Source organism: Phycicoccus sp. HDW14 (genome assembly GCF_011383005.1).
GTDB lineage: Bacteria > Actinomycetota > Actinomycetes > Actinomycetales > Dermatophilaceae > Phycicoccus.
Map to the genome: position 1 here is coordinate 3,349,170 of NZ_CP049935.1, position 26,092 is coordinate 3,375,261.

The window sequence follows — 26,092 nt, forward strand, 5'->3', positions numbered from 1 at the left end:
TCACTCCGGTAGGTCGTCGGGTGGCGGGTGGACCATGTCAAGGATTTGGTTCATCTTCGTGCGCACTAAGTGACGGTCAGGACTCTCCACGAATACTTCGGCTGCCGTCAACGAGAGCGCGACACGTGTAAGGAGAGTGCGCAAGTTGACGTCTATCGGAGGTAGGTCGTCCAGCAAGGGGTGGGCTTCATTGACTACCACAGTGTGTGCGCGCCTTGTTCGGTTCTCATGCAGAGTTATGAACGGTCGTTCCCGCTGCCCCGAGAAGCGCAGGCCGAAGCTGTGCGTATGCACCTCTTGGTCGGTGATGGCGAAGCGGACCTCTGGTTGTGCAGACTCATTCTCTGCGAAGTCCTCGTCGACGTCATCGTGGCTGATGTTGCCCGATACTGCATTGCGGAGCTGCGTCGCCGCGACCTTAGACGCATTCACAAGGTTCTTCTTGTCGACCTGGTTACGCTTTCGGCGCTTGAAATTCACGGCCATGGACCACATGTCGAATCGTGGATCCTTGAGCTTTTCCAGAACGTGATCTATGAACTCTTGCTCTTCATCCGGCGACCAGAGAGTGGAGTCGGTTGTGATGGATTTGCCAAGGGCAGTGACGTCAAACTCGCCTATGTAGCTCTGAGCGCGGTATGAGCCTGCCTGACCGAAGATCTGGCGAGGTCGGAATCCGGAGTTGCTTTCCTTCGCGTGAAGAGGTGTGACGCCGCCGATGCCCTTACCGCGGTAGTGAAGAGTAAACCCGCTCAATTCGCGGCTCATGGTGTCCAGGATGCCCACCCACCCGGAGATATGCTTGCCCGTCGAGAGTCGGACTGATATCGGTTTGCGCCAAAGCCGCGTGCGGGCCCCCTTTGCTGGGCCGTCTGCAGTTGGCCAGAATGGCGACCTCAACAGCTTGGGTGGCTCGAATGAGAGTTGGCGACCGTCGAGAAAGAGCTTTACCGGGTGGGACCCCTCTCGGGCCAGTTGCATCCCAGTGTCGGCGTCTGCGACTGAAATGAACTTTCGATAGATGGACGGAAGGTAGGCCGCGACGGTCGCCCTCGTCTTTGACGCCACAGGGGCCTGTTGCCACAGACCGTCCACACTGATCCTGGTGCCGGAGTGCTTTCGCCCGCGGATCTGGTGAACAGTGGCTGTCCCTTGGGGCCTGGTACCGGCTGCACCGAGGTCGATCTCGACTCGCCAACCGTGGGGGTCACCAAGTGGCCACGTCTCAATGGTGAGGTGCCGTCCCCACCAGAAGGACGCGGCCTTCATACCGACGCCATGGAGGTTTAGGCCGACAGACGTGTCAGGTGGGGGTTCGCCGGTACGCAGCGCCCGTGGAATCTCGGATCGCGCGATCCCCGCGGCGTTGTCCTCGACGATCAGGCGGCCGATTCGGTCGTCAAAGTCAATCCGGACATCACACGTGTAGCGCTTGCCGTAGGTCCGTTCCAGTGCCTTCTGGTTCTGGAAGTAGCTTGAGATCGAATTGTCTACGAACTCCCCCAGGGCATACCACGGGGTGAAGGACAGACTTCGGAACATTCGAAGAGCCGCGGCATCAGGCCGGATGTCGACTTCGAAGTCCGATGCCTTCCTGCCACCACCAACCCTACTTGCGGCCGTCTTGCGCGTCGCGATGTCGACCACCCCTCCATAGCCCCTGTTGCCTGGGTGTCAGCTTAGCCGGATCTTCGTTAAGAGGCGCGGCATCTACGCCGATCCCCACAGACGGCGGCCGCTCGCCACGTGTCCGGCCTCGCCAACGCGGTCGATATAGGCGGCGCGGCGGCTCGGCGGCTCTTGACCCCGGGCGAGCGACGGCATGGGCTGCTCGTTGGGCCCTCGGGTGAAACCGTACTCGCCCACCACTTTGAGGCCGCCGATCCGATCCATCGACGATTAGCGGGCGAGTCCCGGCGTGGGTCGACCATCAGCCTGCCGGGAGGATGGGCACAGGTTCTGCTGACGTTGAGCCGCGGAGTGTCTGCTCTCGACTGGCGCCGGCTCACTCGTGTAGTGCCCAGCGGCGACAACACGGTCACCGATGGCGGCCGTCAGGCGCTCCAGGTACGGGCCAATCTCTGGGTGGGTATGTAGTGCCTCAGGCACCACGGTTAGCCATGCGCGGGGGCTGATCTCCACTGGTACCGGGCCGCACCTTGAGACGCCACGAGCCAGAACCGTGGCAGGGTCTTCGGAGGCGAGGAGATCGGCCTGGCTCTGCCACCAGGTTGCGTCCTCGACAACCTCCTCCGGGGACTCGCCATCGACCCATCGGAGCGCGATCTGGCCGCGGAGCCCGGCGTAGCCCGGCTGGTTGGTCAGGCCGGGCATCCAACGCTCGAGCGCCGCGTCGAGAGCGCGGATCTTCGAGTCACCGAGGAGGTGCTCGGCGAGCAAGGGCAGGCCATCTTCGTACTGCCGGATGATCCGCGCGAGCTCTTGGGCCGGGTCGGTAGCCATCGCCCTCGTCGCAGATTCCGCGCGGTCGTCTCGTTCGAGGATCCGGGTGAGCACCTCGCGGGGACCGTGGTCGGCAGGCAGGTCGAGGGCGAATCCATCAGGGACCGGCTCGTCATCCGACAGGTAGAGGTGGTTCGCGTGCCGTCCCCTGGAGAGCGCGACGTACAGCCCCTGCCGACTCTCGGTGCCGGCGATCACGGTGTGAGTCGTGTCTACGGTGGCGCCCTGGGCGCCGTGGATGGTGCTGGCGTACCCGAGCTGTACGTGGTGCCCGACGTATTCGGCCGGCAATCTGAGCCCCTCGCCGAGCCGGCGAGCATGATGACCCGCCCGTGCAACGTGGAGGTCGCCGTTGCGGTCGACGCTTCGAACAACCCAGCGGTCCCCGTTCTTCACCCACGACCCGCCGCGGCCGCGAAGTGAGCGGTCGTTGTGCCGCGTCATGACGATGTCCCCAGCACTGGCTCGAGCGCCGTCGGCAAGCGCGGCCTCCCGGCCCGAACGCCCCGACTGCGAGGCCAGCCGGTCATCTCGGGCCAATTCGTTCAGGCCGCGGACCGTGTCGCGGCTGGCCGCCAGGAGCAGGCTCGATCTGCCGGCGGCAAGGTCAGCTCTCCAGGCGTTGAATGCCTGGTCGACGGCGGCGCCAGCTACCCCGACGTGGACACGACCCTGCGAGAAGTAGTGCTCAAGGGCCGCGGGGTCGCCACTCCGGATGCCGAGTGTCGAGGCCGCCTCCTCCGCGTTGGAGAACCGGTGGAGCTCGGTTAGGCGGACGGTCGTCCCCAGCGCAGCGCCCAGTTCGGCCAGGTCGCGGAAGACACCACTAGCGGCGACAGCAGTCAGCTGCTGGTCGTCCCCGACCAGGCGGACGCTGCCCCCTCGCTGGAGAACACGATCGACCACCGCCGCGAGGTCCTTGGTCCCCACCATCCCCGCCTCGTCGATGACGACCAGAGTGCGCCGTCCGATGGGCGGGAAGGCCGCAACCCGGCCGTCGCTTGCGGCGGCCATGGCGCTGTGGAGGAACTTGGCGACGGTCTCGGCAAGCATGTCGATCGCCTGGCCGAGTTCGTCTGCCGCTACCGCGGTGGGCGCAAGCCCGATGACGTGCCCGCCCCCACTGCGCCAGGCCGTGGCGAGGCTGGTCATCGCAGTGGTCTTACCGCTCCCGGCAGGTGCCAGGGCCACCTGGATGCGAGCCCCGCTCGTGGCGAGAGCCTTGACCAGGTCGGCCTGACCGGCGTCGAGTACCACTCCATCCGCGGCGTCCCGACGGACGGTGAGGTCGACGAGGATCTCCGGGATGACGTGCCCGTCAGTTCGTTCCGCGGCCTCGAGGAGGCGTCGCTCGGCGTCGAGGATCGCGGCCGAGGTGTAAGTCCGACTCCCGTGAACGGTGTAGACCGACGTACCGTCCGCGCGAAGTAGCCACTCGGGCTCGCCGAGGTCGAGGGCGGCATCCACAGGTAGGGACAATCCTTGGGTCACCCGCTCAACGACGTCCCCGACCGTCTCGTCGAGGGAGGTCAAGGGGATGCCTGCGTACCTTGCCTGCCGGAGCGCCTCGGCCTGAACGTGCCACACCTGCCAAGTCGACCGGGACGACTCCAGGACGTCGACCACACGCCTCGCGAGTTCGTCCCCGGTTTCGTCCCTCCCCCTGACGAGGGTCGTGTCCCCGTCACGACCGAGCACGGTCGCGATCATGTTGGTGACGGTCGTGGGACCAGCGCGGTCGCCGGCGAGCAGGACGGCGTCCGCCTGGGCGCGCCACTGCTCGCGCTGCTCACGCAGGCTGCGCGGCTCGTGCTTGTCGGGGCGCGTCTCGAGGTTGGCCTGCTGGGCAAGGGAGAGGGACTCAATCCGGGTCGGCGCACGACCGTGGTCGGCCTGGAAGGAGGCCGCGAGCTGACGCTGCCGGCCCGTGATGTCGCCACGACGGGAGGACCACTCCTCAAGGAGCCGTGCGTCGATGCCCTCGATCTCGCGCACGGGGCGGCGTCCCTGCGGGGAGGGACGTTCGGTGAACCGGACGCCGAGCCGCTCAGTGAGCTCCGCCTCGAGCCGGGTGTTGTAGTGCTCGGAGGCCATGACCTTTGCCTTGAACACCATCCGGCCATCGAGGGTGAGCCACTTGCCTCCTTCGTCCGGCAAGGTCTGCACCTTGTTGGAGATCACGACATGGGTGTGCAGGTCGGGGTCGCCGGCACGCGAGTCGCGGTGGTCGAACGCGGCGGCGACGAGCCCGGTGACCGGGACCTGCCGGATGCCGCCCTTGCCGACGCGGGTGAAGGCGACCTCCCGCTCGAGCAGGTCGATGGTCGCCCGGACAGCAGCCTTGTGGGCGGCCTCGACCTCGCAGGCCACCTCTGGTGGGGCGAGCGCCCAGAGGGCTGACACCGACTTCACGGGGCTGAAGGTCAGGTCGTATCCGGCGACCGGCGTCTGGGTCGGCTTCGACGCGGTCGCTACGAAACCGGTCAGCTCGGTGTCGTCATTTGGGGCGCGGCCGTGCGTCCGTGCGAAGGCGCGAGCGATGACCTCGGTCCGGATGTGGGCCCGCTCTTCGGCGGGGATGGGTGCGTTCCACGCGCGTCCTCGCGAGGTGTTGTGCGCGCTGAAGGCTGTGGCGATCTCTTGGCGAAGAGTTGTCGCCTCGAAGGTCGGGAAGGGTCGGCCGAGGGCACCCCAGCCGTGGGCGACGGCATCCGGCTCCCGGGATCGCGGGTGCCAGCCCTCGCCGAAGAGGAGCTTCATCTGCTCCTCGGTTACGACGTCGCCGTCGGCAAGGTGGAGTCCGGCGAGGCCGCTGCCCATCCAGCGGCCCGGCGACTCGCCCTTCTCCTCGTAGTACGCGGCCAGCCCGAGTTGGCCCCGTTCGGTGGTGTCGTGGGCAGCGACCTGCCGGGTCAGGTAGGTGTACCCGCTGCCGGCGGCGAGCTTGTGCAACGTCATCACGCCTCCCGAAGCCTTCTCGACTGCGCTTCCCGGCCACATTCGGGGACACGAAGTGCACCAGGTGTGTTCTCGATCTGGGGTTGGTCGGTCGACGGGTCGGCTCGAAGCCGCGCGAAAGTTCTCGTCGAAAAGTGGCCGGGAACGGGGGTGACAAGGCTTCGGGAGGTAGCAGATCCAGCCGCCGTGTGGGTTATCCACAGGGGCGGTGGGGGTCTGTTGAAGTCCAAGTGGGACGTGGCCTACTGGAGGTCGGTCCCTGACGAAGGGAATGGACATGTCAACGACGGCACGAAACAGCGGAGGGTCGCAGTACCGGCGGAAGGCGCCGATCGGCCCGATCCAGCGGCGGTGGTACACGGTTCCCGAGGTCGCCGAGATGCTCGGCTACGGCCCGACGAAGGTGCGGATGATGTGCATCACCGGCGACCTGCGCTCGCTCAAGGACGGCGGGTCGCGCCGCATCCTGCCGGCGTGGGTCGACGAGTACGTCGCGATGCGCGCGGCCGAGGCGGAGGCGGACTGGCCGTGAGCCGGCGGGCGAACGGCGAGGGATCGATCTACCCGTACCGGAACGGCTTCGCGGCGCACGTGTGGATCGTGACGCCGAAGGGGCGCCGGCAGCGCAAGACCGTCTACGGGAAGACCAGGCCGGAGGTCCACGACAAGTGGCTCCGGCTCCACGAGCAGGCGCGGCGGGGACCGATGGTGCCGGTGTCCCCGCGCCTGCGGGACTTTCTCGAGCGGTGGCTGGAGGAGACGGTGCGGCCGACCCTGTCGCCGGCCACCACCTCGAACTACGAGATGTTCTCGCGGCTGTACATCGTCCCGGACCTCGGCGACCGCAAGCTCGACAAGCTGATGGTCCGCGACGTCCAGGTGTGGGTAAACACGCTGCGGGTCCGCTGCCAGTGCTGCTTCCAGGGCAAGGATGCCGCGCGCCCCCAGCCGCAATGCTGCGCCCTCGGCGCATGTTGCCACGAGGTCGCCTCGGACTGGACGGTCCACCAGGCGTGGCGGGTGCTACGCGGTGCGCTGACCCAGGCGATGCGCGAGGAGTTGGTGTTCCGCAACGTGGCCGCCCTCGTGAAGGTGCCTATGCCACGGCCGAAGAGGCAGGCGGTGTGGACGGTCGATGAGGCTCGACGGTTCCTGGAGTCGGCGCGTGCGGACCACGACCCGATGTACGCCGGGTACGTCCTGCTGCTCACGCTCGGGCTGCGGCGCGGGGAGATGCTCGGGCTGGCATGGGAGGACGTCGACCTCGAGCATGGCGAGGCACTCATCGCGTGGCAGGTCCAGCGGGTCGATCACTCGCTACAAAGGCGCCACACAAAGACGCCGTCCTCCGATGCACCGCTACCGCTGCCGGAGATCGCGATGCGGGCACTCGAGCGGCATCGGGTCGAGGAGGCCAGGCGGCGGCTCGCCGCCGGCGACATGTGGGGCGACTGTGGATTGGTCTTTACGACCCGGCTCGGCGATCCGGTAGATCCCCGCAACTTCCACCGCGACTTCAAGCTGCGGGCCGCGAAGGCCTGCGTGCCGGTCGTCCCGATCCACTCCACACGACGGACCTGCGCCAGCCTGCTCGTGGCCCTCGACGTCCACCCGCGCGTCGCGATGGCGGTCCTCCGCCACAGTCGCATCAGCCTCACCATGGAGGTCTACTCTCAGGTCTCCTCGACATCCACCCGTGATGCGCTGAAGCGTCTCGGAGGCGAACTGTCGGGGTGTTGACCCTGGATAGCCCACGCGGTGGCTGTCGCCATAAGCGAAGGTGGCCCGCCGGCGGCGAGTAGAGGCAGATTCCGCAACCAGAGTGCTCACGGGCGCCCTGCGACGCCACTAGGCCTCCCGGCTTGAGCCGGGGAGCGTGAGACCTACCTAGCGCTCCGGAGCCGCTCCAACCTCTCCGACTCCAGTGCGGTGGGGTGCGGGAAGCGACGACGAAGGTCGGCTACCTCGAGGAGGGACCGTGCCAGCTCTATCCCCGGCGCGAGCACACGCAGCGCCTGCGAAATCCTCGCGCCTTCCGACTCCGGTGCTGGGAACGATGTTCGGGTGACATTCCGTGCCCAGGGACGGCCGTGTGCGACTCCCGAGTACAACCGCCACATCATCAGCGTGTCGGTACCAAGTTCGATGTCGGCGGCCCTGATTATCTGGGTTGCGGAGATCCGCGACTCAACGTCCACCCCCATCTCAGTTAGCAGCCGAATTCCTTCCTTAGGTAGGGGCGACCGCGGGCCTCCGCTTGTCCCAAGGAGGTCGCTCACGTCCTGATAGCCGAGTGCTAGGTAACGCTTGGCCCGCTCCTCCGAGTCCTTGGGTAGGCAGAGCCACAAGCCCGTCGCTAGGCACTCAATCGCTGAACGCACCATCACCATGTGCGAGGCAATGACATTCGACGGTTGTTCGTCCTCGGGAACGAAGGCCAGCGCAAGGACTGCTTCCTGCATGGCGGACGCGGTACTCGCCAAGTCGGCGACCAGGCCGGACATGGGTGGGGCCCCCGGCACCAGCGATGCCCAAGCATCGTCGGCCTCCCATTGGCCACCCTCCAATGGTTCCCATCCACCATCGACCGCGCCAGCGAACCATGCTACGAACTGGACGTCGGACAGCTCCTGCATGCCAGAACACCTTACGGAGCGCTCGGCCAACCCGCCGCGGAACGGATAGGTGGCACGGCTTGAGGCGGCTTTGTGACACAGCGATGTGGTCATCCGCCGGCGTGGGCGAGGAGGGCAAAGCGTTCAGCCACACGCGACCCCCTGGCCCGCATCGCGGAAACGAGCGGCCCCGTGCTGACCCGGCTCGGCTGTGACTTCGTCGGCCGGCTACAGATAGCGGGGTTTGTCCTTCGTGGGAACTTGCCGGAACAGGGCATCCACCGCCTTGGGCTCCACCCGAATCAGGCGACCCGACCTGTAGGCGACCAGCTCGCCGTCGATGATCCGCCGGCGCAGGGTCTTCACGCTGATGCCAGTGCGTTCGGCGGCCTGAGCCAACGACTCGTACTGGCGCTTGGCCATGCTCCTCAGGATAGAGCCACAGATGCGCGGCCAGGCCTAAGGACTGACCCCGCGGAGGGACACAGGCCGATCTGGAGACTGCCTGCAGGTCCAGACGACCAAACAACACCCTTCGGGCTTCTCGCGCGATCCGCGCGGGGCCAGTGCATCGCCCCCATCGGGGCCTGAACTGGAGGATCCGGACGGCCGAGTGAAGGAGTCCTTCATCAGACTCATGGCGCCGTCGTCGTTCAGTCTCCAGCGGCCACAACGGCCAGAACCATCGAGTCCCCGACGTTAGGGTCATGGCTATGCCCGATCTGAAGGTGTTGGCCGAGATTCGAGACTTCGTGAGCGAGCGCGATTGGGGCCAATTCCACTCGCCGGAGAACCTCGCCAAGAGCATCTCGATCGAGGCCGGTGAGCTCCTCGAGTGCTTCCAATGGAACAGCGACGCCGACCCCGCTCGGCTCGTCGAGGAGCTCGCGGACGTCCTGACCTACTGCTACCTCCTGGCCGACCGCCTCGAGGTCGACGCAGACAAGATCGTGGTGGACAAGCTGCAAAGGACCCGGGCGAAGTACCCAGCCGACCAGGCCCGGGGAAGTCCACGAAGTATGACCGGCTTTGAGATCCACGAGGTCGACCTCGCCCGCGACCCAGTGCGGCTCTGGTCCGGTACCGACCCCCGCTTAAGGAACTGGCCCGTGGTCTACACCCTCGATGGGTCCGGGCAGATCTACGTGGGCGAGTCCCTCAACGTCGCGATGCGGTTCCGTCAGCACCTGGAGAGCCCGAACAAGGCTGCGCTCGGCCGGGCGCGCGTCGTAGTGGACGAGACGTTCAACAAGTCGGTCTGCCTCGACCTCGAGTCCTTCCTCATCCGCCTGTTCGCTGGGGACGGCCGGTACACGGTCATCAACGGTAACGAGGGCATCACCGACTCCGACTACTACCGGCGGGAGGCCTATCGCAAGACCTTTCGCGAGGTCTTCGACGCGCTTCGGGAGCGTGGGCTCTTCACGCGGAGCATCTCCGAGATCGAGAACAGCGACCTGTTCAAACTCTCCCCGTTCAAGGCTCTTTCGGAGGACCAACTCGCAGTGGTGGTCGATATCTTGGAGGGTCTGTTCGAGGACATTGACCGGGATGACGCCAGCACGATCGTCATCCAAGGGTCGCCGGGAACCGGCAAGACCATCGTCGCGATCTTCCTGATCAAGTTGTTGTGCGACATCCGTGACTACGACGCGGCCCAGCCGCGGGCCGAGTTGTCGGTGTTCGAAGACTTCTTCAACGAAGAGTCCTCACGCCAGCTGGTGGGGTTCCGTGTTGGCCTCGTCGTTCCCCAGCAATCACTGCGCCGCTCGATCCAGAACGTGTTCGACAAGACGCCAGGGCTCGACAGGGGGATGGTCGTATCGCCGTTCGAGGTCGGCAAGGACCTCGGCCGCTTCGACCTGCTTGTGGTGGACGAGGCTCATCGCTTGACCCAGCGCGCCACTCAAGGCTCGGGGCCACGCAACCGTGAGTACGCCGAGATCACGACCGCCCTGTTCGGGGCAGACGACAAGACCAAGACCCAGCTGGACTGGATCCTCGCCAAGAGCACCAACCAGGTGTTTCTCCTGGACCGAGACCAGAGCGTCCGGCCGGCAGACATCCCACCCCAAGTCGTAGACGAGCTGGTCGAAGGTGCCTACCGCTCCAAGCGCCGCTACCGATTGACTGCCCAGCATCGGGTGCGGGCCGGAACCGATTACGTCGGCTACGTTCGAGGCGTCCTGGCGGGCGTACCCATGCAGCCCAGAGACTTCGGAGAGTACGACCTGCGCTTCTACGACGACTTTGTCGCCATGCGGCGAGACATCCTGTTGCGCGACGAGGAGGTCGGCCTCGCACGCCTGGTGGCTGGCTACGCCTGGGAGTGGGTCAGCAAGAACGACCGCAACGCCTACGACATGACAATCGACGGAGAGCAGGTCCGGTGGAACACCCGCCCCGTCGACTGGGTCAACTCGAAGACCTCCCGAGACGAGATGGGCTCGATACACACGATCCAGGGCTACGACCTCAACTACGCCGGCGTCGTCATCGGCCGAGACCTGCGCTATGACCCCGACGAGGGGCGGATCCGGTTCGACCGCTCCCACTACCGCGATCGCAACGGTAAGGCCAACAACAAGCAGCTCGGGGTGACCTACAGCGACGAGCAACTGCTCGAGTACATCCGGAACATCTACACAGTGTTGCTCACCCGCGGCATCCTCGGCACGTACCTCTACGTCTGCGACCCGGACCTGCGCCACTACTTGCGGTCGTTCTTCGGCGCGCATTGGTCGAGTAGCGCCTGAGACCACCTGTTGGCGGATGCAGTACGCGTCGGCCAGCCCCTGCGCGGCGAATGGACGCGCGAATCAGGTTGCCTGGAGGCGGGTCGTGCCGTCGACGAGGCGCAGGTTACCGGCCGCCGTGGGGCTGAATCCGCGTGCGGTGGCGAGATAGGACTTCGCCCCGTCCTAGTCGGTGGCGCACCCTCGCCGTACAGGTTCGCAACTGCGCGAGTAGCGCCAGCGAGGATTGCGGTGGCTTGTTCGGGTCTCACCGCGTCAGTCCAACCTACGTGAGAGCGATGGCGCACCTCGGCGAGTCGAAGCCAAGACCCACCGGCTCGACACGCGCGATGGACTGCTCTTGGCGAGCGACCCGCGACAAGCGCTTCGGTACTTCGGCGTCGGCAGGCCTAGATTGGACTTCGTGTTATGGGATGAAGCGGCGGGCGAGGTTACGCGCGCATTCCACCTCTGGAAGGCGACCGACAGAGACATTCGCTCGTACCTAGCTTTCAACGCTCGCTGGGTGGAATCGGCCTACCAGCAGGTCTGGGAGGAAGCCGAAGCCGAGTTCTCGGCCACCTTCGATCCCGACCGCCACGATGTTGACGGCCACGTCGGCTTGTTCCATGACAAGGTCGATGGTCTGTGGCCAACCGACTATTTCTGGAAACTACGCAGTGACAACCTGCGCGACGCAGTATCTGCGTTCGATGTGTACATGGAAAAGAGCCTTAACGAAGTGCTAGCGCATTTGGTGGTCAATAATGACGACGGCACAAAGTCCAAGCTCAAGCTGTTTCGGCCCGTGAGTTGGGAGTCTCCGGGCTGGGGTGTTCTCGTTCAGGCTCACGCAGCGATGGGCACCAACATCCAGCCGGAGACGGTTCAGTACGTTCGAGCACTGCGGCATCTTCTTGCGCACCAGCGAGGGGAGCTACGCACCCAGGAGCAGCGCGACAAGTTTCAGAGAGAAGCCGACCCCTCGGACTGGATGGTGGGTGAGGCCTACGTTGGCGGCGACGTCCCGCTCGCCTCGGCACGATTGATCGAAATGCTCGACCATTTGGGAGACGTCGTGCGCCTTGCAGACGCGGCCGTGTGGGCGGCTGCCTACGGCTCTGAGGTCCCAACGGCGCTCAGTGCGCTGGTTGACCTGAAGAGGGGACCACTGGTCCCCGTGCCCATGCAGTGATGGAACTGGCCAGAGGGCGCCTCAGGCATGCCCGGCCATGAGTGGGGCCCGTTGCGGTGCTGAGATGCATGGTGGGCAAGCTACTCACACATGAACCCTCTGCTTCCGACATCATGTCTGACATGCCTATTACCGACCCCAACTGCGGTACATGCAAGACGCTCAAGGTGGGAAGCAAGACAGTTGTCATTAATCATCTGTTCCCCAAGTCGCTGGAGCACTTCTACCCACTTCCTGCCTTGGATGCCACCAGCATTCCCGTGTACCGCGGTGACTTCCAGGAGGATGGCGTCCGTTATCAAGGGATAATTACCATCGAGCTGAACCCTCGCCCCAACCTTGTAGCGCGAGGGGTCCGCGAGGTGACATTCCCGCACGGTCTAGAGGGTCTCATCGGAAAGCGCGAGTCTCCAAAGTGGGTCGACTTTAACCAGCTCACCATTCCAACAAATCGCGTCCCGAAGCCTGCTAAGACAGCACGCGCCCCAGGAAACCCAAGGCCACAGGAGCGGTTAGCACGGTCTCGGATCACTTGGCACCTGTGGAGCTCGGCGACCCTTTCGACCTGGACTCATTGACGTTCTACCTACTGAACGGTTGGTACAGCTTAGATGGCCTAAACACCTGCTACGACGGAAACGAGCGCCCAGGAAGGATCGACACCACCCTTGGTGACTGGCAATTGCGCATCGAACCACGAGGAGATGTTGCACCCGGAGCCCTGCGCAAGCACCAGCGCGAGTCGGGGATGTCGCAGGTGACTCACGTCGGACGCATCCGGCGCGATGACGGCAGCCAGTTCCATGCAACCGACGCACTTGAGCTCCTCGGGGTCGTGGAATCGCTTGTGGGCTTTGCCCTCGGCAGAGTGACCGCTGTGGTGCTCCCAGTCGGCTATAGGGACGGCAAGGCCACCTGGGCTCTATGGAAGTGCAACCGGGCCGTTGATCGGCCGCTTGGGGCGGTTCCCTTCCTGGATGAGGCCCACGCGGCCGCTCAAATGACTGAACTCTTCAGGGCTGGATACGCCACGAGTCGCGACCCCCTGCGGTGGCAGGTGTTTGGGAGTGCGTTGGGCTACCACTACTCGGCAGAGCACGATGCCACGGTGAACATGAAGGTTTTGCTTCCCGTATCGGCAATGCAACTGATCTCCTACGCCCACCTAGTTGAAGAACTGCCAGCGGGCGATCCGAACCACCTCACCAGTCAGCAATGGGGTGCCAAGAGCCTCGGAACCATCGGCCAGTTGCGGAGCCTGCTCTCCGCCGTGGGCGTGGACACGTCCGTACCCAGGCATCTGACACGTCTAGCCGAGGTTCAGACAGATATCACTGACAAGGCGCTGCCCACACCAGATGCCCTCGATTGCGTTGTCCGCTTGCGCAACAAGGTCGCGCATCCGAAGCAGAAGGACGCCAACAAGTGGACCACTGAAGAATGGGCCGAGACGGGCTTCGCCGCCACGACGATGTTCAACCTGGCGATGCTCTGGTGGCTCCACTACGACGAGCGCTACCTGGGCAAGACCTTGGAGTACCTGGGAGCGGGTGATTCCATCTACGTTCCCTGGCACAAGCCCTAGGTCGCCGCGCCTCCGCAGGGCCAGAATCGGAGGGGTCGGAAATGTGTTGCAGGTTGGTGAGCTCGCCTGGGCGAGGGGCGGGGTCCATGTCGTCGCTGACGGCAGAACACCTGAGGGTTCGGTGTCGTTCAGGGTAGTGGCGCCTTGCGATCAGACGGGTCGCCCCGGGCATCCGCGGTAATGCGCAGCCGCGCGAGCTCAGTTTCCAGATCCCCGATGCCCTTGCCGATAGCCTTCGACCAATACGGGGTGGCTTAGTGCTGCCGCGACCTGGGAGGGACGCCGATGGATGAAGGCTCGCAGGACAATGTCACGAGGACGGATCAGGTCCTTGTCGTGACCTATCCGGAGGCGCGTCCACGGATGCCGGCCGCACAGGTGACAGGGCTCGTAGGGGACCTTAATGGGATCTTTGAAGTCATCTGCTTGCGGCTGCTGGCTGGATACGAGAATCCCCCCTCTCTGGACCTTCGCCCCCGCCGCACTTCACGGCTTATCCCTGAGGATCAGCTGGAGGTCCGGACGCTTCGCTACGGGTCTCCTTTCGAAATGACCTTTGCCTTAGACCCCGCGGTCTGGGACGTCGCCAAGACTTGGGTTCCTCGGATCGGTGCTGGCGCTGCGGTACTCCGGTACTTCCCGGGGATCTTCAAGGCTTGGCTCGAGGCGTATGAGTCCGGGAAGACTTCTAAGGTTCGCCAACAGATAATCGCGCAAGGGCTCAGAAACTCCCGGGCTGAAGAGCAAGAGAAGCTAGCCAACGCGCGCAAGACGAACCTGGAGGCAGATCTGCTCGAAGAGGCTCTGCTCGAGAAGCGTCGGCACACGATGCAGGAACGTCGATTGCCCGACTACCTGCGACCTTCATACCCGGCTATCAGCCAGATGGATCTTCCGCCTGAGATCACGGCACACCCGTCGATTCCACAAATTGTTGATCAACCTCCGAGTGGCGCGGTGCGGGACCCTCGGCCCCCCGAGGCTCGACGTGTACCGCGCATCGTTGAGCCGTTGGACGATGACGGGGTAGCCGCGCGCGCCATTGATGGCGGTCTCGAACGGTCTTACCTAGCGGCCGGTCCTATGGTCGCCAAGGTCAACGATCCGAGTTGATTCCGCCATCACCTCGGCGCGAACGCATCGAGGACTGCGGAGGAACGCGGCGCTGAGACGCATCAGTGGTGACCGGTCGTCTGCAGCAGGTGGTCGCCCCCACGATTGCGAGCGACGGATCAGTCATGCTCCCAGAGGCTAGAGGCACCAGGTTTAAGTGCGGCTCCCCGACTGACCCGCTATTCGCCACGACACACGTGTTACAGGTCTGCCTCGTGCCCCCTCCGCACGACAAGCGTGGCGCTGGAGCCTCAGTGTGCTCAGCGATGCGAGCATGAACCATGGACATGTGGAGGGGGGCGGGCGAGGCTTCCTCGACGGGGACGAGCTGGGTCGCGGTGACCATCACTGCTGCCGGAGTTCTATTGGGCGTAATCTTCACCGTTCTTGGCTCGCTGTATGTAGCCAACAAGCGCATTGCAGAACTAAATATCGCGCATGCCCAAAAGTTGCAGGAGGTCTTCCTATCGAACGCACGGGCATACTTGGAAGCCGTCTACCTTCCGCTTCATCTAGCTCAGGCTCACCTCGCCGCGGGCTACCGAACTTTCCAGCTGCAGGACTCGTCTAGCATCGGCCATCCTTCAGGGCCAAAGGAGCGGTTGACGGCAGTTATCGACGAGTACCTCAAACTGGTTGATCAAATGATGGACCGAGCGGCTGGCGCCTTCTTGTCGCCCCAACTTGAGGATGAGATCGAAGACCTCAGTTCTTTTCTTCGTGCATCGATAGCCGCAGACGCGGTAAAGAGGCGAATTACTTTCACGATCCGGGTCTACGGGACGAGCATGAGCCGAGTCGTCGAGTCGACCGCGAATGTCTGGCCGTCGAACATCAGCCTGATGGGCATCGGCTCGTCCGTGGAAGTCACGAAGGTGCTGGCAGCGCCACTAACGAGCAAGGAGTTCGAAGAGCAGTTCGTCACTGCCACAACAAGAGTAAGAGGGTTGATCAAGGAAGTGACCCTCGGAGCGCACGCGCGCACAGGAGGGTAGAAACCAACGGTAACGCCGCCGCGGCTGACCACGGCTTAGGCGGTGCCTCGTGCATGCGGCATGGTCGGAGGCTCAGAGGAAGCCAACTGGCATTGACGCCACGGTTCCCTTGCCGATAGGCGGCGTAGTGGCGCAGGTGCATCCCTCCCCAACCGCGGTGGCGTGACGAAGTTGTACCGATGCCCCTGCGGAGTTCCGGGGTAGGTCATGAGTGCGGCCAGCTAGCCGTCGACGAGAAGGCGACCGGTTTGCCTCTTATGCTCCCTGTCCGTGCGCTGAGCAGGTGCGCCGTCAGCCGGGTCCACCGGAGGGCCGCCTCTGCCTGCTGTCGTCGTCCGGGCAGGGGAGTCAGAGGCTGGACCAGTCAGGCAGCTGGTCGAGAGCGTCTAGCAGGGCCCATGGAATCAGAACAAGGGCGTCCTCGAGGACCTCCTCGAGCGCTGAAGCATCTGGACTCGAATCGACATTTAGGGCAGCAGCCCATCGGACCGGCGCGTACCGAGCAAGCATCGAAAGCGCCCAAAGAGTGGCATAGAGCACGACGGTTGGATGACACGGCGTCGCCTCATTTCCAAACGACGGGAGGGCGTACCGTTGGCTCCCGACCAGTGCGGTTCGGGTCTCCAGCGTTTGCTCTCGCAACGTGTCGCTGCCCAAGGAGTCTGAATTGACCAACTTGAGCGCGAACTGCATGCCTGAGTCGCCAATGAATATCTGCGGGTGTGCATCGGGCCGGGGCTCCGCCCCCCGTAGTCCCGGATAGTGGTTGCCGATGTAGTCCCCGAGCAGAATGCGTGACTCCTCAAGGTTCACTTCGCGAATCCCATCAATGACCGGCCAGTTGCCGGACTGCACGAACACGTTTGGCGAAAGTACCAAAGTGTCGAAACCGGACTGTCCAATGTGCTCAACACTAATCGCGCGGGGGGAATCGGACCAAGACGACCCAGGTAGGTGAAGGGGCAACGCGGCCAAGATGTTGCCTAGTTTGACGGGGTTCGGAAGCGCAGGTGACCCAAGCAGCCTGGACAGCGAGGTGAAGGAACCCCCCACCTTGTCGGTCTCCACGACTTCAACGTTGGCGATGGATCGATCAAGACTCCCATGGTGAGTAATGCCGTGGTTGCTCAACCAGAACCGCTTATCTCTGAACTCTCGCGCGCTGCGGCGATCGCACGGGTACCTTGCGATAGTGCGTAGAACAGGTTGATTGGCCGAGTCTCAGGGCCAAGATTGGCGGCGGAGCGTGCAAGCTGTTCCGCCTGCTCTAATGCTGCCGAGAACGTCTGGCGCCGTTCCCTGTTGCGCGCCGCGAAAGCGGGCGGGTTAGATCGTAACCAGCGGAGCCTCTGCCAGTGCCGTGTCGCATCCACGACTTCAACGCTAGTGGGTAGTGGACCAATACGCTGCGGCTCCCTACCCCCGCTCCTCCGCGCGAACGCCGTTCGTTGGATCCGAGTACCAGGTGCCGCCCTAGATCGTCGACTTGGCCTTCGGCCTCCCTCGACCTCAACTTCCCTGAACCATGACAGTGCGCCGGGTCGTCTGTGGCTTTCCTGCCGGGTCGTCAAGTGCGGGGCGTGCGCCCATTGCTCGAGCAGTCGGTTCCGCGCGGCGATGAGACGCATGCCTGTCTGTCCCGGACTGCTGATGATCGCTTAGGAGGGGATGGTTGCCTTCGCCTGAAACCTGCGCAGTCACTTACCGGGACCGCGTTGTCGCACCTCTGGCACGCAGGCAGAGGGGCCGACGGGCCCGGAGGTGCTCAGATCTTGGCCCGAGACCAGAACCTGACCGCCGCCTTGCCCGACAACACAAACTGTTTCATCCTTTGGCTTGCCCTCAGGGGCCACCGCGACGGCAACTCCGAGAAGCATCACTGTGAGGACGCCATATAGCCATGGGTACACCTGTTTCCTCGCCCGACCTATGGCTGATTTCCAGTTGACAGGCTCTAGAACACGCGACATACCAAAGACGTAGCCGTCCAATAGCTTCTGGCGACTCAGCTCGGCCCTAGCTTCCTGGCGCTTCCCCGATTCGACTTGGACACTGACGTGGCTTTGAATTATCCTCTCAAGTGCCACCGATCGCCGGTGTGCACGATCAATCAGAAAACCACTTCGGATCTCAAGAATCAAACCGACCATCACGAGGGGGACAGCGGCAATCGCAAGTACCCACGCTTTACTGGAAGCCGCTAGTCCGGCAAACCCCACTGCTGCGGTGACTACTACCCCTCTGGTCGCGATATCTAAATTGATCATACGCGCCATGAAGTCTGTGGTAGCCCGGTGGTCAAGCTCTACAAGACGGAGGACCTCCGTAACGGGGTCTACTCTGGACTGTTCGGACATTCTCAGATACCCAACGCTTCACGATACTCGTCCAATGCGCTGCGGGCGGCTTCAAGTGCCCCTACATCCTGGCATTCCTCTAGCCATTCGACCGCGGCTGCCAAGAGGTCGGGGACGTATTCGTTGTGGAAACTCTCCGCGTCGTCGTCCGCGTTCCCGTAGCTTAGATCCCGAACAAGCGTGCACAGCTGTTCTAACTCGTAGAGAAGCGCTTGTGCCGCAGTTGTTTGTGGCGCGCCCTCTTTACTAGCTTCTCGCTCGAGTTTTCGTCGGCCTTGTATCAACTCATCACGAGAACGGTACGAGAATCCAGAAATCTCATGACCGAGATAGTTGCCGGAGAATTGTGCGAGAAAGTTCTCGACGAACGTGACGGTCTGAGTGTCGCCCCTCACTCGATACACCAAAGAACTGTCGCTGGAGACTTCAGCCGCAAAGTCGGTGACATAATCAAAGAGGGCTGCCGCAATAAAACTTGGCATGCCGTCAGCTCTGGGCAATCTTCTGCAGTGAAGCAATCACAGCCCGTACGTCCTCTTCATCGACGGGCGGCAAGGCCTCAGGGCTGGAACTCCGATCGTGAACGTAGTCGTAGTACGCCCTAAGTCCCTTGATGCGATCAAGATCATCCCCGAGCGCTGGTTTGTGTGCACTAAGGGTGTCAAAGACCGCGCCCCAGTTGTACTGCCGGACCCCTTGCTGCATCAACTTTACAATGACCACTGAGCGACCCAATGCGTACATTTGCGCGAGTGCTGGCGTGAACCGATTGTTCAAACGATCAAGGTGTTGATACTGGTCTAGGAGCTCGGTGCGATCGCGGAGTTCTTCCTGCAGGGACGAGGGCGTGATTAGAGGGAGTGTACTGAGCGCCTGAACGAGAGGCTTGGCCCGCGGCGCCTCATAGAGCAACAATCCTTCGTCCTCGAGATGTCCGGCGAAGGATGGGCGCTGGGTGAGCTCCTGAACGAGCTGCTCAGGTGTGAAGAATATGGGAGTGATTCTGTTCTCGAATGGAGTGCCTGCCGCAGTGTCACTGAGGATCTGCTTGATCCTGGCCCGATCCACAAAATCATCTACCAACACGATGAGATCTATATCGCTACTGGCGGACTCATCGCCTCGTGCCACGGAGCCAAACACGATCAGTGCCAGGGCATCCGCCTTGGCGGCGAGCCCTTCGGTGGCCTTCTCGAGGAACCTCCGTTGCTCCGAGCTAACGGGCGCACCCGATTCCCATGGCTTAATGTCCACTGCAGGCCCCATTAGCCCCGCGCTGGATAGGTGCCCGGTTCGTCCCCGTCACCCCGCAGGTCCGCATGGTGTGGATGCTAGCCGACGTGACAGACAGGCCGGTGATTGGTGCGGCGCCGTGCTGGGGGACATGACACCCCGGCGGCTCGTGGGGGCTGAGTGAGGGTAGCGCTGTGCCGGCACGGCGGTCCTCGAGGGGCTGCCGCGTTGACAGCAGCCTCGGGCTTTAAGACGCGTCGACCCATCGAGCGACGCGCCCTCGCGTTATCAGCAGGTCCGGGACCGTCAGGCCGGCCGAGTAGATGACTGCCTCCTTGCCCAAGTGTTGACGGTGAGCTGTGTGCGCGATGTCGAAGGTAGCGCAACGCCCACCGGCATAGAGGCGCTGAGTGATCCGGGGGTCGTCGTCGTAAGTGAGCATCCATGGGAAAGCAGCGTCGGCGAGGAGGTGGGCTAGGTCGACGTGGTCATCGGCATCGAACGCGTGCAGGTACAGGCCCTCCCCTTGTACCAAGTAGGGCGGATCCGCGTACACGAAGACGTCATCAGCAACGCTTTGCAGGCTAACCAGAAAGTCCAGTCCTTCCAGTTCGGTCACGTAGACACGGTGACGCAGGTCTGCAATCGTTTGAATTCGCTTGCACAGCGCCTCACGGTTGAAGCGCGCGTCGATCTTCCAACGACCGCTCTGATCGAACCCGCCGATGGGCCGCGCGTCGAGGATGCCAGATCGGTTTGTTCGGTTGAGGTAGAAGGTTGCAAAGCCAAGTTCGAGATCGTCTCGGTCGGCCGGCCGGGAGTAGATGTCGCGCTGTGCGAACCATTCGTCGATAGTGAGCGGAACGGTGCGCACCATGTGGCAGAACTGGTCCGGGTAGTCGAGTGAGGCACGCCAGAACGCGGCAATTCCAGGGTTCAGATCGTTGAGATGGATGCTCTCGACCACCTCGGCCCTGAGCAAATGAAGGGCCGCCCCGGCTCCGCCCGCGAACGGTTCGGCGTACTGGCGGGGTCGGGGCCGTTGACTCTCGATGAGACGCTGCAGATATGGCGCAAGGCGCGCCTTTCCGCCTGGATAGCGGAGTGGGGACAGGTACCTCATACGACTGGATTGCTTCCCATGTGCTGGTTCATGGCCACAAGGACCGGCTGGTATCTGGCCGCCAAGGTCAGAACCTCGTTCGGGGTTCTTCCGCTATGTACGTCGTGTACGGCGTACTGAACCAAACGGATGCTGTCGGCGGTTGTTTCGTGGAAGGCCTTCTGCAGCTGCGTGGTTGACTCCGCTTGCCCGAGAGCGTCCGAGGCCCGCGGCTCGATCTTCTTGATGGCTGAGCGGAGGTTCTTGTCGAGGTGTCGCTCGATCGTCATCCCGTGCGATTTAAGGAACTGATAAGAGGCAAGGTCCAAGATCACTCGGAGGAGAACGGAGGCGACCTCAGTTTGCCGCTGGACGTGGAGCAACGAAGTCTGGCGGACGATCTCTTGAATCCGGTTTGTGAAGTTATCCAGGACAAGGCCGCGGAAAATGTGGGCCGGGGGTGAGGTAGGACGCGGCGGGCGCGAGTCGCCGCCTTCGCCACCAGCGGGGTCACCAGCCGCTCTGCCGTCGCCCCCGCTACTTCCATCGCCTGTCTCGGCGCGGTTGCCCACGCCGGGGGCCGGGCGTGGGGCTGGGCCGTCGATGGGTCCGCGGGAGCCCGTTGCACCGAGTGCTTCGCCGCGGTGCCCCTCCCAGGGCAGCAAGTCGACGTAACTGTCGAGGTAAGCTGCGAAGTCTGCGACTGTGTCGAGTTCACGTGCCCACGTCTTTCCGCTCTCGGCCTTGGGCTGGGCGAAGTCGTGTAGCACGGCACGCACGATAGCCTCCGTCGCCTCGGCACCATGCGCGAAGGTCATTCGTCCCGTGTCGAATCGCAGGCCCAGGCGCTCTCGGACAACTCCGCGGTCAACAAACCGCTGGATCATCGTGTAGCGCTTGCTGCGAACTGTTTCCAAGTCGGCTTGGATGTCGTGCTCATCCTCTAGTTCGGTCGAGACCAGTTCGATGAAGGCCATGGCTCGGGAGGCTGCTGCGGGGTTGTTCCGCGCCTTACGGCGATCTTTCATCGCCGCCCCCACTCGACGGTTCCCGCACCACCTGCGCCCCCGGCGTGCTTGCGTTCGACCCAAGGGTCGGCCTCAGCTTCGCTGGGCGCGATGGCGACCCGTACCTCGCTAGGTGCTGTGTACGCGCTGTCGGCGATGAGTCGTTGAGCCCTGCGCAGGTAGGCGCTTTCGACGTCCTCGTCGGCTGCCAGGATTGTCGGATCGTGCCAGATCCGCAGGCATGTGAGCCGACGGTTGCCCTCTAGAGCAACGTAGCGTCCCGCCTTATCTACCACGATCGACAGGTCGGTGCTGTTCAGTTCACCTGTCCTCGTGATGTCCCGCAGCAGTTGCATGCACTCCTCGCCAGCCGTTGTCATCATGAGATGAAGGGCGTCGTCCTGAGATTGTGCGTCGCGGGGGAAGCGAGAGTTGCGCAGGTCAAGATCAAGCTCTTCCACCCCAACCGTCTCGACAGGAAAGGGGGGCTTCATGGACTGCTTGGCCCGCTGGTCAGGCATTTAGCACAACCTCAATGTCACGTCGTCAAGGCACTGGATGCAAGATGTGGCAATTGCACCGTACCTGCCGAAATCCCGACGACCTCCTACCAACGCGCGGGCGGGATCGTACCTAGGTGGCTGCGCGACTCCTAGCGCTATGGAGCGCTGACAGGGCTGTCGTGATCCTAGCCACGAGCCGAAAGCTCCGCCCGAGGCAAACGGTCAGGTGGAAGTAGCGAACGGCGGCGTCGGTAGGTCCCCTTGGCTCTGTAGAGCGTGCGAAGTGGGCGAAGGGACTCGATCGGCCCTCGGCAGCGCGACGAACGCTGACAGGGCCAGCCACGGCCTCGCCCACACAAGGCCCCAGCACTGCAGTACTTGTCTGGGGTATTTGCGCGCCAGAGACCCTCCCCGACGAGCGGAAAGGGCCTCTGACCTGCGGTGGAGCCAAGGGGACTCGAACCCCTAACCCCCTGCTTGCAAAGCAGGTGCGCTACCAATTGCGCCATGGCCCCCGGTTGGCCGCGCAAGGCGGCGGGGAAACGACGACTCAGCTCTTGGGGGAGTCGGTGGCCTCGGCCCAGAGCCGGTTCTCGGCCTGCTTGTCCCTGATCTGCTTCGTGATCGCGAACGCACCGGCAGCGGATGCGAGGAGGACGAGGAGCTTCTTCACGGGGAACACCACCTGGGGCCGGGGAGGGTCGGTGGTGGGCCTAACAGGACTTGAACCTGTGGCCTCTTCCTTATCAGGGAAGCGCTCTAACCGTCTGAGCTATAGGCCCGTCGCCGACCGGCGTGCGCCTCCCGTGCAGGAGGCGCGGTGCACGAGGTTACCCGATGCCCTGCCGCCGCCCCAAAACGAGGCCGCCGGGCCGGACGACGAGCGCGGTCGAGGTGAAAACGGACCACCAGACGGCCCGGTATCACCTCGAACGGCGAGGGCGCGGAACCCGACGCGTCAGTCGTCGGTGAGGGTCAGCTGCACGCCGCCGACGAGCGCGGCGGAGACGTTGTAGAGGAAGGCCCCGAGCGTCGCGATGGCGGTGAAGAGGATGACGTCGACGACCCCGAGGACGATCGAGAGGGACACCACGCGGGTGAACCCGATGAAGTCGAGGATGTCGAACTTCGAGCCGCCGTCCTGCACGACCTGGCCGATGACCCCGTTGACCTCGTCGAAGACGCCCATCGCGTCGAGGACCGTCCAGAGGACGACCGTCGCGATGACCAGGGCGATGCCGAGGGCGACCGACAGCAGGAACGAGACCTTCATCGCCGACCACGGGTCGATGCGCGAGACGGTGAGCCGCACGCGGCGCGAGGACGGGCGCGGGGCGCCACCGGTCTGCGGCACGGTGCGCTCACCTCCGGTGCGGGCCTCGCCGGTGCGACCGGGCGCTGCGGTGGGGCGGGTGGGGGAGGCCTCGCGGCCGGCCGGAGCCGCCTCGCGTCCGGTGGGGACCGGGCGGGTGGACTGACCGGGGTCGGCGAGCCGCTTCAGGGCGCCACCCTCACCCCGTCGGGGCTGGGTCGAGGAACGCACAGGGCGCCCCGCGCTGTCTGCGGTGCTCACTCACGGCCTCCTCGGTCGCTCTCGTCAGGCTCCTCCGACGACGGTACGGCATCGGTGGTCACGTCTGCGACTCCCGCCCCGTCGCTCTCAGGTGTCGCCGCGGAACCCTCGACAGCACCCTCGGCGCCCTCCGAGGCCTCGGCCGCCTCGATGGCCTCCTCGACCGCCTCCTCGACCTCCTTCTCGGGGTTGCGGGTGACGGCGACGATCGCGTCGTTCTTGCCGGGCTTGGCGAACTGCACGCCCATCGTGTTGCGGCCGGTGAGGCGCACCTCGTCGACCCGCGAGCGGACGATGTTGCCCTTCTCGAACACGACGAGCACCTCGTCGTTCTCGTCGACGGTCAGCGCCCCCACGAGGTCACCGCCCTTGTCGGACAGCTTCGCGACGGCGACACCGAGGATGGCGCGGCCCTTGACGTTCCACTCCGAGACCTTCGAGCGCTTGGCCAGGCCCGACTCGAAGACGACGAAGACGTCGGGGTCCTCGCCCTCGCGCACGACCGACATCGAGAGCAGCTCGTCGCCGTCGCGGAACTTCATGCCGGTGACACCGGAGGTGGAGCGGCCCATCGGGCGCAGCGTGGCGTCGTCGGCGTGGAAGCGCACCGACTGCCCCTTGCGCGAGACGAGCAGGAGGTCGTCGCGCTCGTCGACCAGCCCGACCCCGACCAGCTCGTCGGCGTCACGCAGGTTGATGGCGATGAGGCCGCCGGTGCGCGGGCTGTCGTACTCACCGAGCCGGGTCTTCTTGACGAGGCCGGCGCGGGTGGCGAGCAGCAGGTACGCGGCGTCGTCGTAGGAGCGGATGGCCAGCACCTGGGCGATCTCCTCGCCCGGCTGGAAGGCCATCAGGTTGGCGACGTGCTGGCCCTTGCCGTCGCGGCCGGCATCCGGCAGCTCGTAGGCCTTGGCGCGGTAGACCCGGCCGAGGTTGGTGAAGAACAGCAGCCAGTGGTGCGAGGTGGTCGTGAAGAAGTGGTCGACCATGTCCTCACCGCGCAGCGCCGCGCCCCGCACGCCCTTGCCGCCGCGCCGCTGCGAGCGGTACGCGTCGACGCGGGTGCGCTTGGCGTAGCCGCCCCGGGTGATGGTGACGACCACGTCCTCCTCGGGGATGAGGTCCTCCATCGACATGTCGCCGTCGGTGGGCATGATCGTCGTGCGGCGCTCGTCGCCGAACTTGTCGACGATGCCGGCGAGCTCGTCGGAGACGATGTCGCGCTGCCGCTCGGGCTTGGCGAGGATGTCGGTGAAGTCCTCGATCTGCGCCTGCAGCTTGTCGTGGTCGTCGGTGATCCTCTGCCGCTCCAGGGCCGCGAGCCGGCGCAGCTGGAGGTCGAGGATGGCGCGGGCCTGGATCTCGTCGATCTCGAGCAGCTCGATGAGGCCGTTGCGGGCCTCCTCGACGGTCGGGCTCCGGCGGATCAGCGCGATGACCTCGTCGAGCATGTCGAGGGCCTTGAGGTAGCCGCGGAGGATGTGGATCTCCTCCTCGGCCTTGCGCAGCCGGTAGGCCGTGCGCCGCTGGATGACGTCGATCTGGTGCTCGCACCAGTACCGGATGAACGCGTCGATCGGCAGCGTGCGCGGCACGCCGTCGACGAGGGCGAGCATGTTCGCGCCGAACGTCGTGTGCAGCTGGGTGTGCTTGTAGAGGTTGTTGAGCACGACCTTGGCGATGGCGTCGCGCTTGAGCACGATGACGAGGCGCTGGCCGGTGCGGCCCGAGGTCTCGTCACGGATGTCGGCGATGCCCGAGAGGCGGCCGTCCTTGACGTGCTCGGCGATCTTCTGCGCCAGCGAGTCCGGGTTGACCTGGTACGGCAGCTCGGTGACGACGAGGCACTGCCGGCCCTGGATCTCCTCGACCTCGACGACCGCCCGCATGATGACCGAGCCGCGGCCCGTGCGGTAGGCGTCGTCGATGCCCCGGTGACCCATGATCAGCGCGCCGGTGGGGAAGTCGGGGCCCGGGATCTCGCGCATGACGGCCGCGAGCGCCTCCTCGCGGGTGGCGTCCGGGTGGCGCAGCACCCACTCGGCGGCGGCCGCGACCTCGCGCAGGTTGTGCGGCGGGATCTGGGTGGCCATGCCGACCGCGATGCCGGCCGAGCCGTTGACGAGCAGGTTCGGGAAGCGCGAGGGGAGGACCTCGGGCTCGAGGGTCTTGCCGTCGTAGTTCGGCTTGAAGTCGACGGTCTCCTGCTCGATGTCGCGGACCATCTCCATCGACAGCGGCGCCATCCGGCACTCGGTGTACCGCGGCGCGGCGGCCGGGTCGTCGCCGGGGGAGCCGAAGTTGCCCTGGCCCTGGACGAGCGGGTAGCGCAGCGACCAGTCCTGGACGAGCCGGACCAGGGCGTCGTAGATCGCCGTGTCACCGTGCGGGTGGTACTGGCCCATGACGTCGCCGACGACGCGGCTGCACTTGTTGAAGCCGCGGTCCGGGCGGTAGCCGCCGTCGTACATCGCGTAGAGCACGCGGCGGTGCACCGGCTTGAGGCCGTCACGGACGTCGGGGAGCGCGCGCGAGACGATGACGGACATCGCGTACTCGATGTACGAGCGCTGCATCTCGGCGTTTAGGTCGATCGGCTCCGTGCGGTCGGTCTCGACGGGCTGGTCAGTCATCAGGATCCTTGCGTGTCAGTCGTGA

Annotated in this window: 21 protein-coding genes and 2 tRNA genes; 7 read left to right on the forward strand and 16 right to left on the reverse strand. The window is 64.5% G+C overall.

Going from position 1 to position 26,092, the window contains the following annotated elements:
- Together G7075_RS16530 and mobF are read right to left on the reverse strand one after the other, a co-directional pair.
- On the reverse strand, window positions 1–1,647 hold the full coding sequence (locus tag G7075_RS16530; protein WP_166123477.1) for an ATP-binding protein: 1,647 nt from the start codon (window positions 1,645–1,647) through the stop codon (window positions 1–3).
- A gap of 252 nt (window positions 1,648–1,899) precedes the next feature.
- Window positions 1,900–5,421, reverse strand: coding sequence for a MobF family relaxase (gene mobF / locus G7075_RS16535; RefSeq protein WP_166123479.1), 3,522 nt, complete (start codon window positions 5,419–5,421; stop codon window positions 1,900–1,902).
- 277 nt (window positions 5,422–5,698) lie between these two features.
- Here mobF and G7075_RS16540 point away from each other — a divergent pair, with 277 nt between their 5' ends.
- Window positions 5,699–5,953, forward strand: coding sequence for a helix-turn-helix domain-containing protein (locus G7075_RS16540; protein WP_166123481.1), 255 nt, complete (start codon window positions 5,699–5,701; stop codon window positions 5,951–5,953).
- Window positions 5,950–7,161 (forward strand): site-specific integrase, encoded by a 1,212-nt coding sequence (locus G7075_RS16545; RefSeq protein WP_166123483.1) that lies wholly within the window; start codon window positions 5,950–5,952, stop codon window positions 7,159–7,161. Before G7075_RS16540 ends, G7075_RS16545 begins: the two co-directional genes overlap by 4 nt.
- Window positions 7,162–7,304: 143 nt before the next feature.
- Here G7075_RS16545 and G7075_RS16550 read toward each other — a convergent pair whose 3' ends face one another.
- Window positions 7,305–8,057: a hypothetical protein gene (locus tag G7075_RS16550; RefSeq protein ID WP_166123485.1), complete on the reverse strand. Its 753-nt coding sequence runs from the start codon at window positions 8,055–8,057 to the stop codon at window positions 7,305–7,307.
- A gap of 207 nt (window positions 8,058–8,264) precedes the next feature.
- Complete coding sequence (locus G7075_RS16555) at window positions 8,265–8,459, reverse strand: helix-turn-helix domain-containing protein (protein ID WP_166123487.1); 195 nt, start codon at window positions 8,457–8,459, stop codon at window positions 8,265–8,267.
- A 290-nt stretch (window positions 8,460–8,749) separates the two neighbouring features.
- Between G7075_RS16555 and G7075_RS16565 the strand changes: the two genes are divergently transcribed.
- The 5 genes from G7075_RS16565 to G7075_RS16585 all read left to right on the forward strand — a co-directional run bounded on the left by G7075_RS16565 (window position 8,750) and on the right by G7075_RS16585 (window position 15,659).
- Window positions 8,750–10,792 (forward strand): DNA/RNA helicase domain-containing protein, encoded by a 2,043-nt coding sequence (locus G7075_RS16565; RefSeq protein WP_205860546.1) that lies wholly within the window; start codon window positions 8,750–8,752, stop codon window positions 10,790–10,792.
- Between the two features lie 505 nt (window positions 10,793–11,297).
- Window positions 11,298–11,966, forward strand: a complete 669-nt coding sequence (locus G7075_RS16570) for a hypothetical protein (protein ID WP_166123489.1) — start codon at window positions 11,298–11,300, stop codon at window positions 11,964–11,966.
- A 541-nt stretch (window positions 11,967–12,507) separates the two neighbouring features.
- The gene (locus G7075_RS16575; protein WP_166123491.1) at window positions 12,508–13,551 is read left to right on the forward strand and encodes a hypothetical protein; all 1,044 of its coding nucleotides are present in this window, start codon (window positions 12,508–12,510) and stop codon (window positions 13,549–13,551) included.
- 336 nt (window positions 13,552–13,887) lie between these two features.
- Entirely contained in the window at window positions 13,888–14,664 is a 777-nt protein-coding gene (locus G7075_RS16580; RefSeq protein WP_166123493.1) for a hypothetical protein, read from the forward strand.
- 338 nt (window positions 14,665–15,002) lie between these two features.
- A complete protein-coding gene (locus tag G7075_RS16585; protein WP_166123495.1) occupies window positions 15,003–15,659 on the forward strand; it encodes a hypothetical protein in 657 nt (218 codons plus the stop codon).
- A 348-nt stretch (window positions 15,660–16,007) separates the two neighbouring features.
- Here G7075_RS16585 and G7075_RS16590 read toward each other — a convergent pair whose 3' ends face one another.
- From G7075_RS16590 to gyrA, 12 genes are all read right to left on the reverse strand, one after another.
- Window positions 16,008–16,790, reverse strand: coding sequence for a YaaC family protein (locus G7075_RS16590; RefSeq protein ID WP_371814101.1), 783 nt, complete (start codon window positions 16,788–16,790; stop codon window positions 16,008–16,010).
- A complete protein-coding gene (locus tag G7075_RS23095; protein WP_371814102.1) occupies window positions 16,787–17,287 on the reverse strand; it encodes a YaaC family protein in 501 nt (166 codons plus the stop codon). Before G7075_RS23095 ends, G7075_RS16590 begins: the two co-directional genes overlap by 4 nt.
- A gap of 731 nt (window positions 17,288–18,018) precedes the next feature.
- A complete protein-coding gene (locus G7075_RS16595; RefSeq protein WP_166123499.1) occupies window positions 18,019–18,498 on the reverse strand; it encodes a hypothetical protein in 480 nt (159 codons plus the stop codon).
- A gap of 4 nt (window positions 18,499–18,502) precedes the next feature.
- On the reverse strand, window positions 18,503–19,270 hold the full coding sequence (locus G7075_RS16600; RefSeq protein ID WP_166123501.1) for a nucleotidyltransferase domain-containing protein: 768 nt from the start codon (window positions 19,268–19,270) through the stop codon (window positions 18,503–18,505).
- Window positions 19,271–19,496: 226 nt separating this feature from the next.
- On the reverse strand, window positions 19,497–20,372 hold the full coding sequence (locus G7075_RS16605; RefSeq protein WP_166123503.1) for a DNA adenine methylase: 876 nt from the start codon (window positions 20,370–20,372) through the stop codon (window positions 19,497–19,499).
- A complete protein-coding gene (locus tag G7075_RS16610) occupies window positions 20,369–21,328 on the reverse strand; it encodes a hypothetical protein (RefSeq protein WP_166123505.1) in 960 nt (319 codons plus the stop codon). Before G7075_RS16610 ends, G7075_RS16605 begins: the two co-directional genes overlap by 4 nt.
- A 47-nt stretch (window positions 21,329–21,375) precedes the next feature.
- Window positions 21,376–21,879 (reverse strand): hypothetical protein, encoded by a 504-nt coding sequence (locus tag G7075_RS16615; RefSeq protein WP_166123506.1) that lies wholly within the window; start codon window positions 21,877–21,879, stop codon window positions 21,376–21,378.
- A gap of 424 nt (window positions 21,880–22,303) precedes the next feature.
- Window positions 22,304–22,376 (reverse strand) — tRNA-Ala (locus G7075_RS16620).
- 35 nt (window positions 22,377–22,411) lie between these two features.
- Window positions 22,412–22,546 carry a DLW-39 family protein gene (locus G7075_RS21585; protein ID WP_240917694.1) on the reverse strand — a complete coding sequence of 45 codons (135 nt, stop codon included), beginning with the start codon at window positions 22,544–22,546 and terminating at the stop codon, window positions 22,412–22,414.
- Between the two features lie 20 nt (window positions 22,547–22,566).
- Window positions 22,567–22,643: transfer RNA gene (locus G7075_RS16625), tRNA-Ile, on the reverse strand.
- Between the two features lie 176 nt (window positions 22,644–22,819).
- Entirely contained in the window at window positions 22,820–23,434 is a 615-nt protein-coding gene (locus G7075_RS16630) for a DUF3566 domain-containing protein (protein WP_240917697.1), read from the reverse strand.
- Window positions 23,431–26,067 (reverse strand): DNA gyrase subunit A, encoded by a 2,637-nt coding sequence (gyrA, locus tag G7075_RS16635; protein ID WP_166123508.1) that lies wholly within the window; start codon window positions 26,065–26,067, stop codon window positions 23,431–23,433. The genes G7075_RS16630 and gyrA overlap by 4 nt, the downstream gene beginning before the upstream one ends.
- Between the last annotated feature and the right edge of the window lie 25 nt (window positions 26,068–26,092).

Excerpts from the sequence above, each read along its gene's own strand:
- G7075_RS16550 (WP_166123485.1), bottom strand. The coding sequence starts at position 8,057 with ATGCAGGAGCTGTCCGACGTCCAGTTCGTAGCATGGTTCGCTGGCGCG.
- G7075_RS16605 (WP_166123503.1), bottom strand. The coding sequence starts at position 20,372 with ATGAGGTACCTGTCCCCACTCCGCTATCCAGGCGGAAAGGCGCGCCTT.
- G7075_RS16615 (WP_166123506.1), bottom strand. The coding sequence starts at position 21,879 with ATGCCTGACCAGCGGGCCAAGCAGTCCATGAAGCCCCCCTTTCCTGTC.
- G7075_RS23095 (WP_371814102.1), bottom strand. The coding sequence starts at position 17,287 with ATGCGTCTCATCGCCGCGCGGAACCGACTGCTCGAGCAATGGGCGCAC.
- mobF (WP_166123479.1), bottom strand. The coding sequence starts at position 5,421 with ATGACGTTGCACAAGCTCGCCGCCGGCAGCGGGTACACCTACCTGACC.
- G7075_RS16595 (WP_166123499.1), bottom strand. The coding sequence starts at position 18,498 with ATGCCAAGTTTTATTGCGGCAGCCCTCTTTGATTATGTCACCGACTTT.
- G7075_RS16610 (WP_166123505.1), bottom strand. The coding sequence starts at position 21,328 with ATGGCCTTCATCGAACTGGTCTCGACCGAACTAGAGGATGAGCACGAC.
- G7075_RS16565 (WP_205860546.1), top strand. The coding sequence starts at position 8,750 with ATGCCCGATCTGAAGGTGTTGGCCGAGATTCGAGACTTCGTGAGCGAG.
- G7075_RS16540 (WP_166123481.1), top strand. The coding sequence starts at position 5,699 with ATGTCAACGACGGCACGAAACAGCGGAGGGTCGCAGTACCGGCGGAAG.
- gyrA (WP_166123508.1), bottom strand. The coding sequence starts at position 26,067 with ATGACTGACCAGCCCGTCGAGACCGACCGCACGGAGCCGATCGACCTA.
- G7075_RS16555 (WP_166123487.1), bottom strand. The coding sequence starts at position 8,459 with ATGGCCAAGCGCCAGTACGAGTCGTTGGCTCAGGCCGCCGAACGCACT.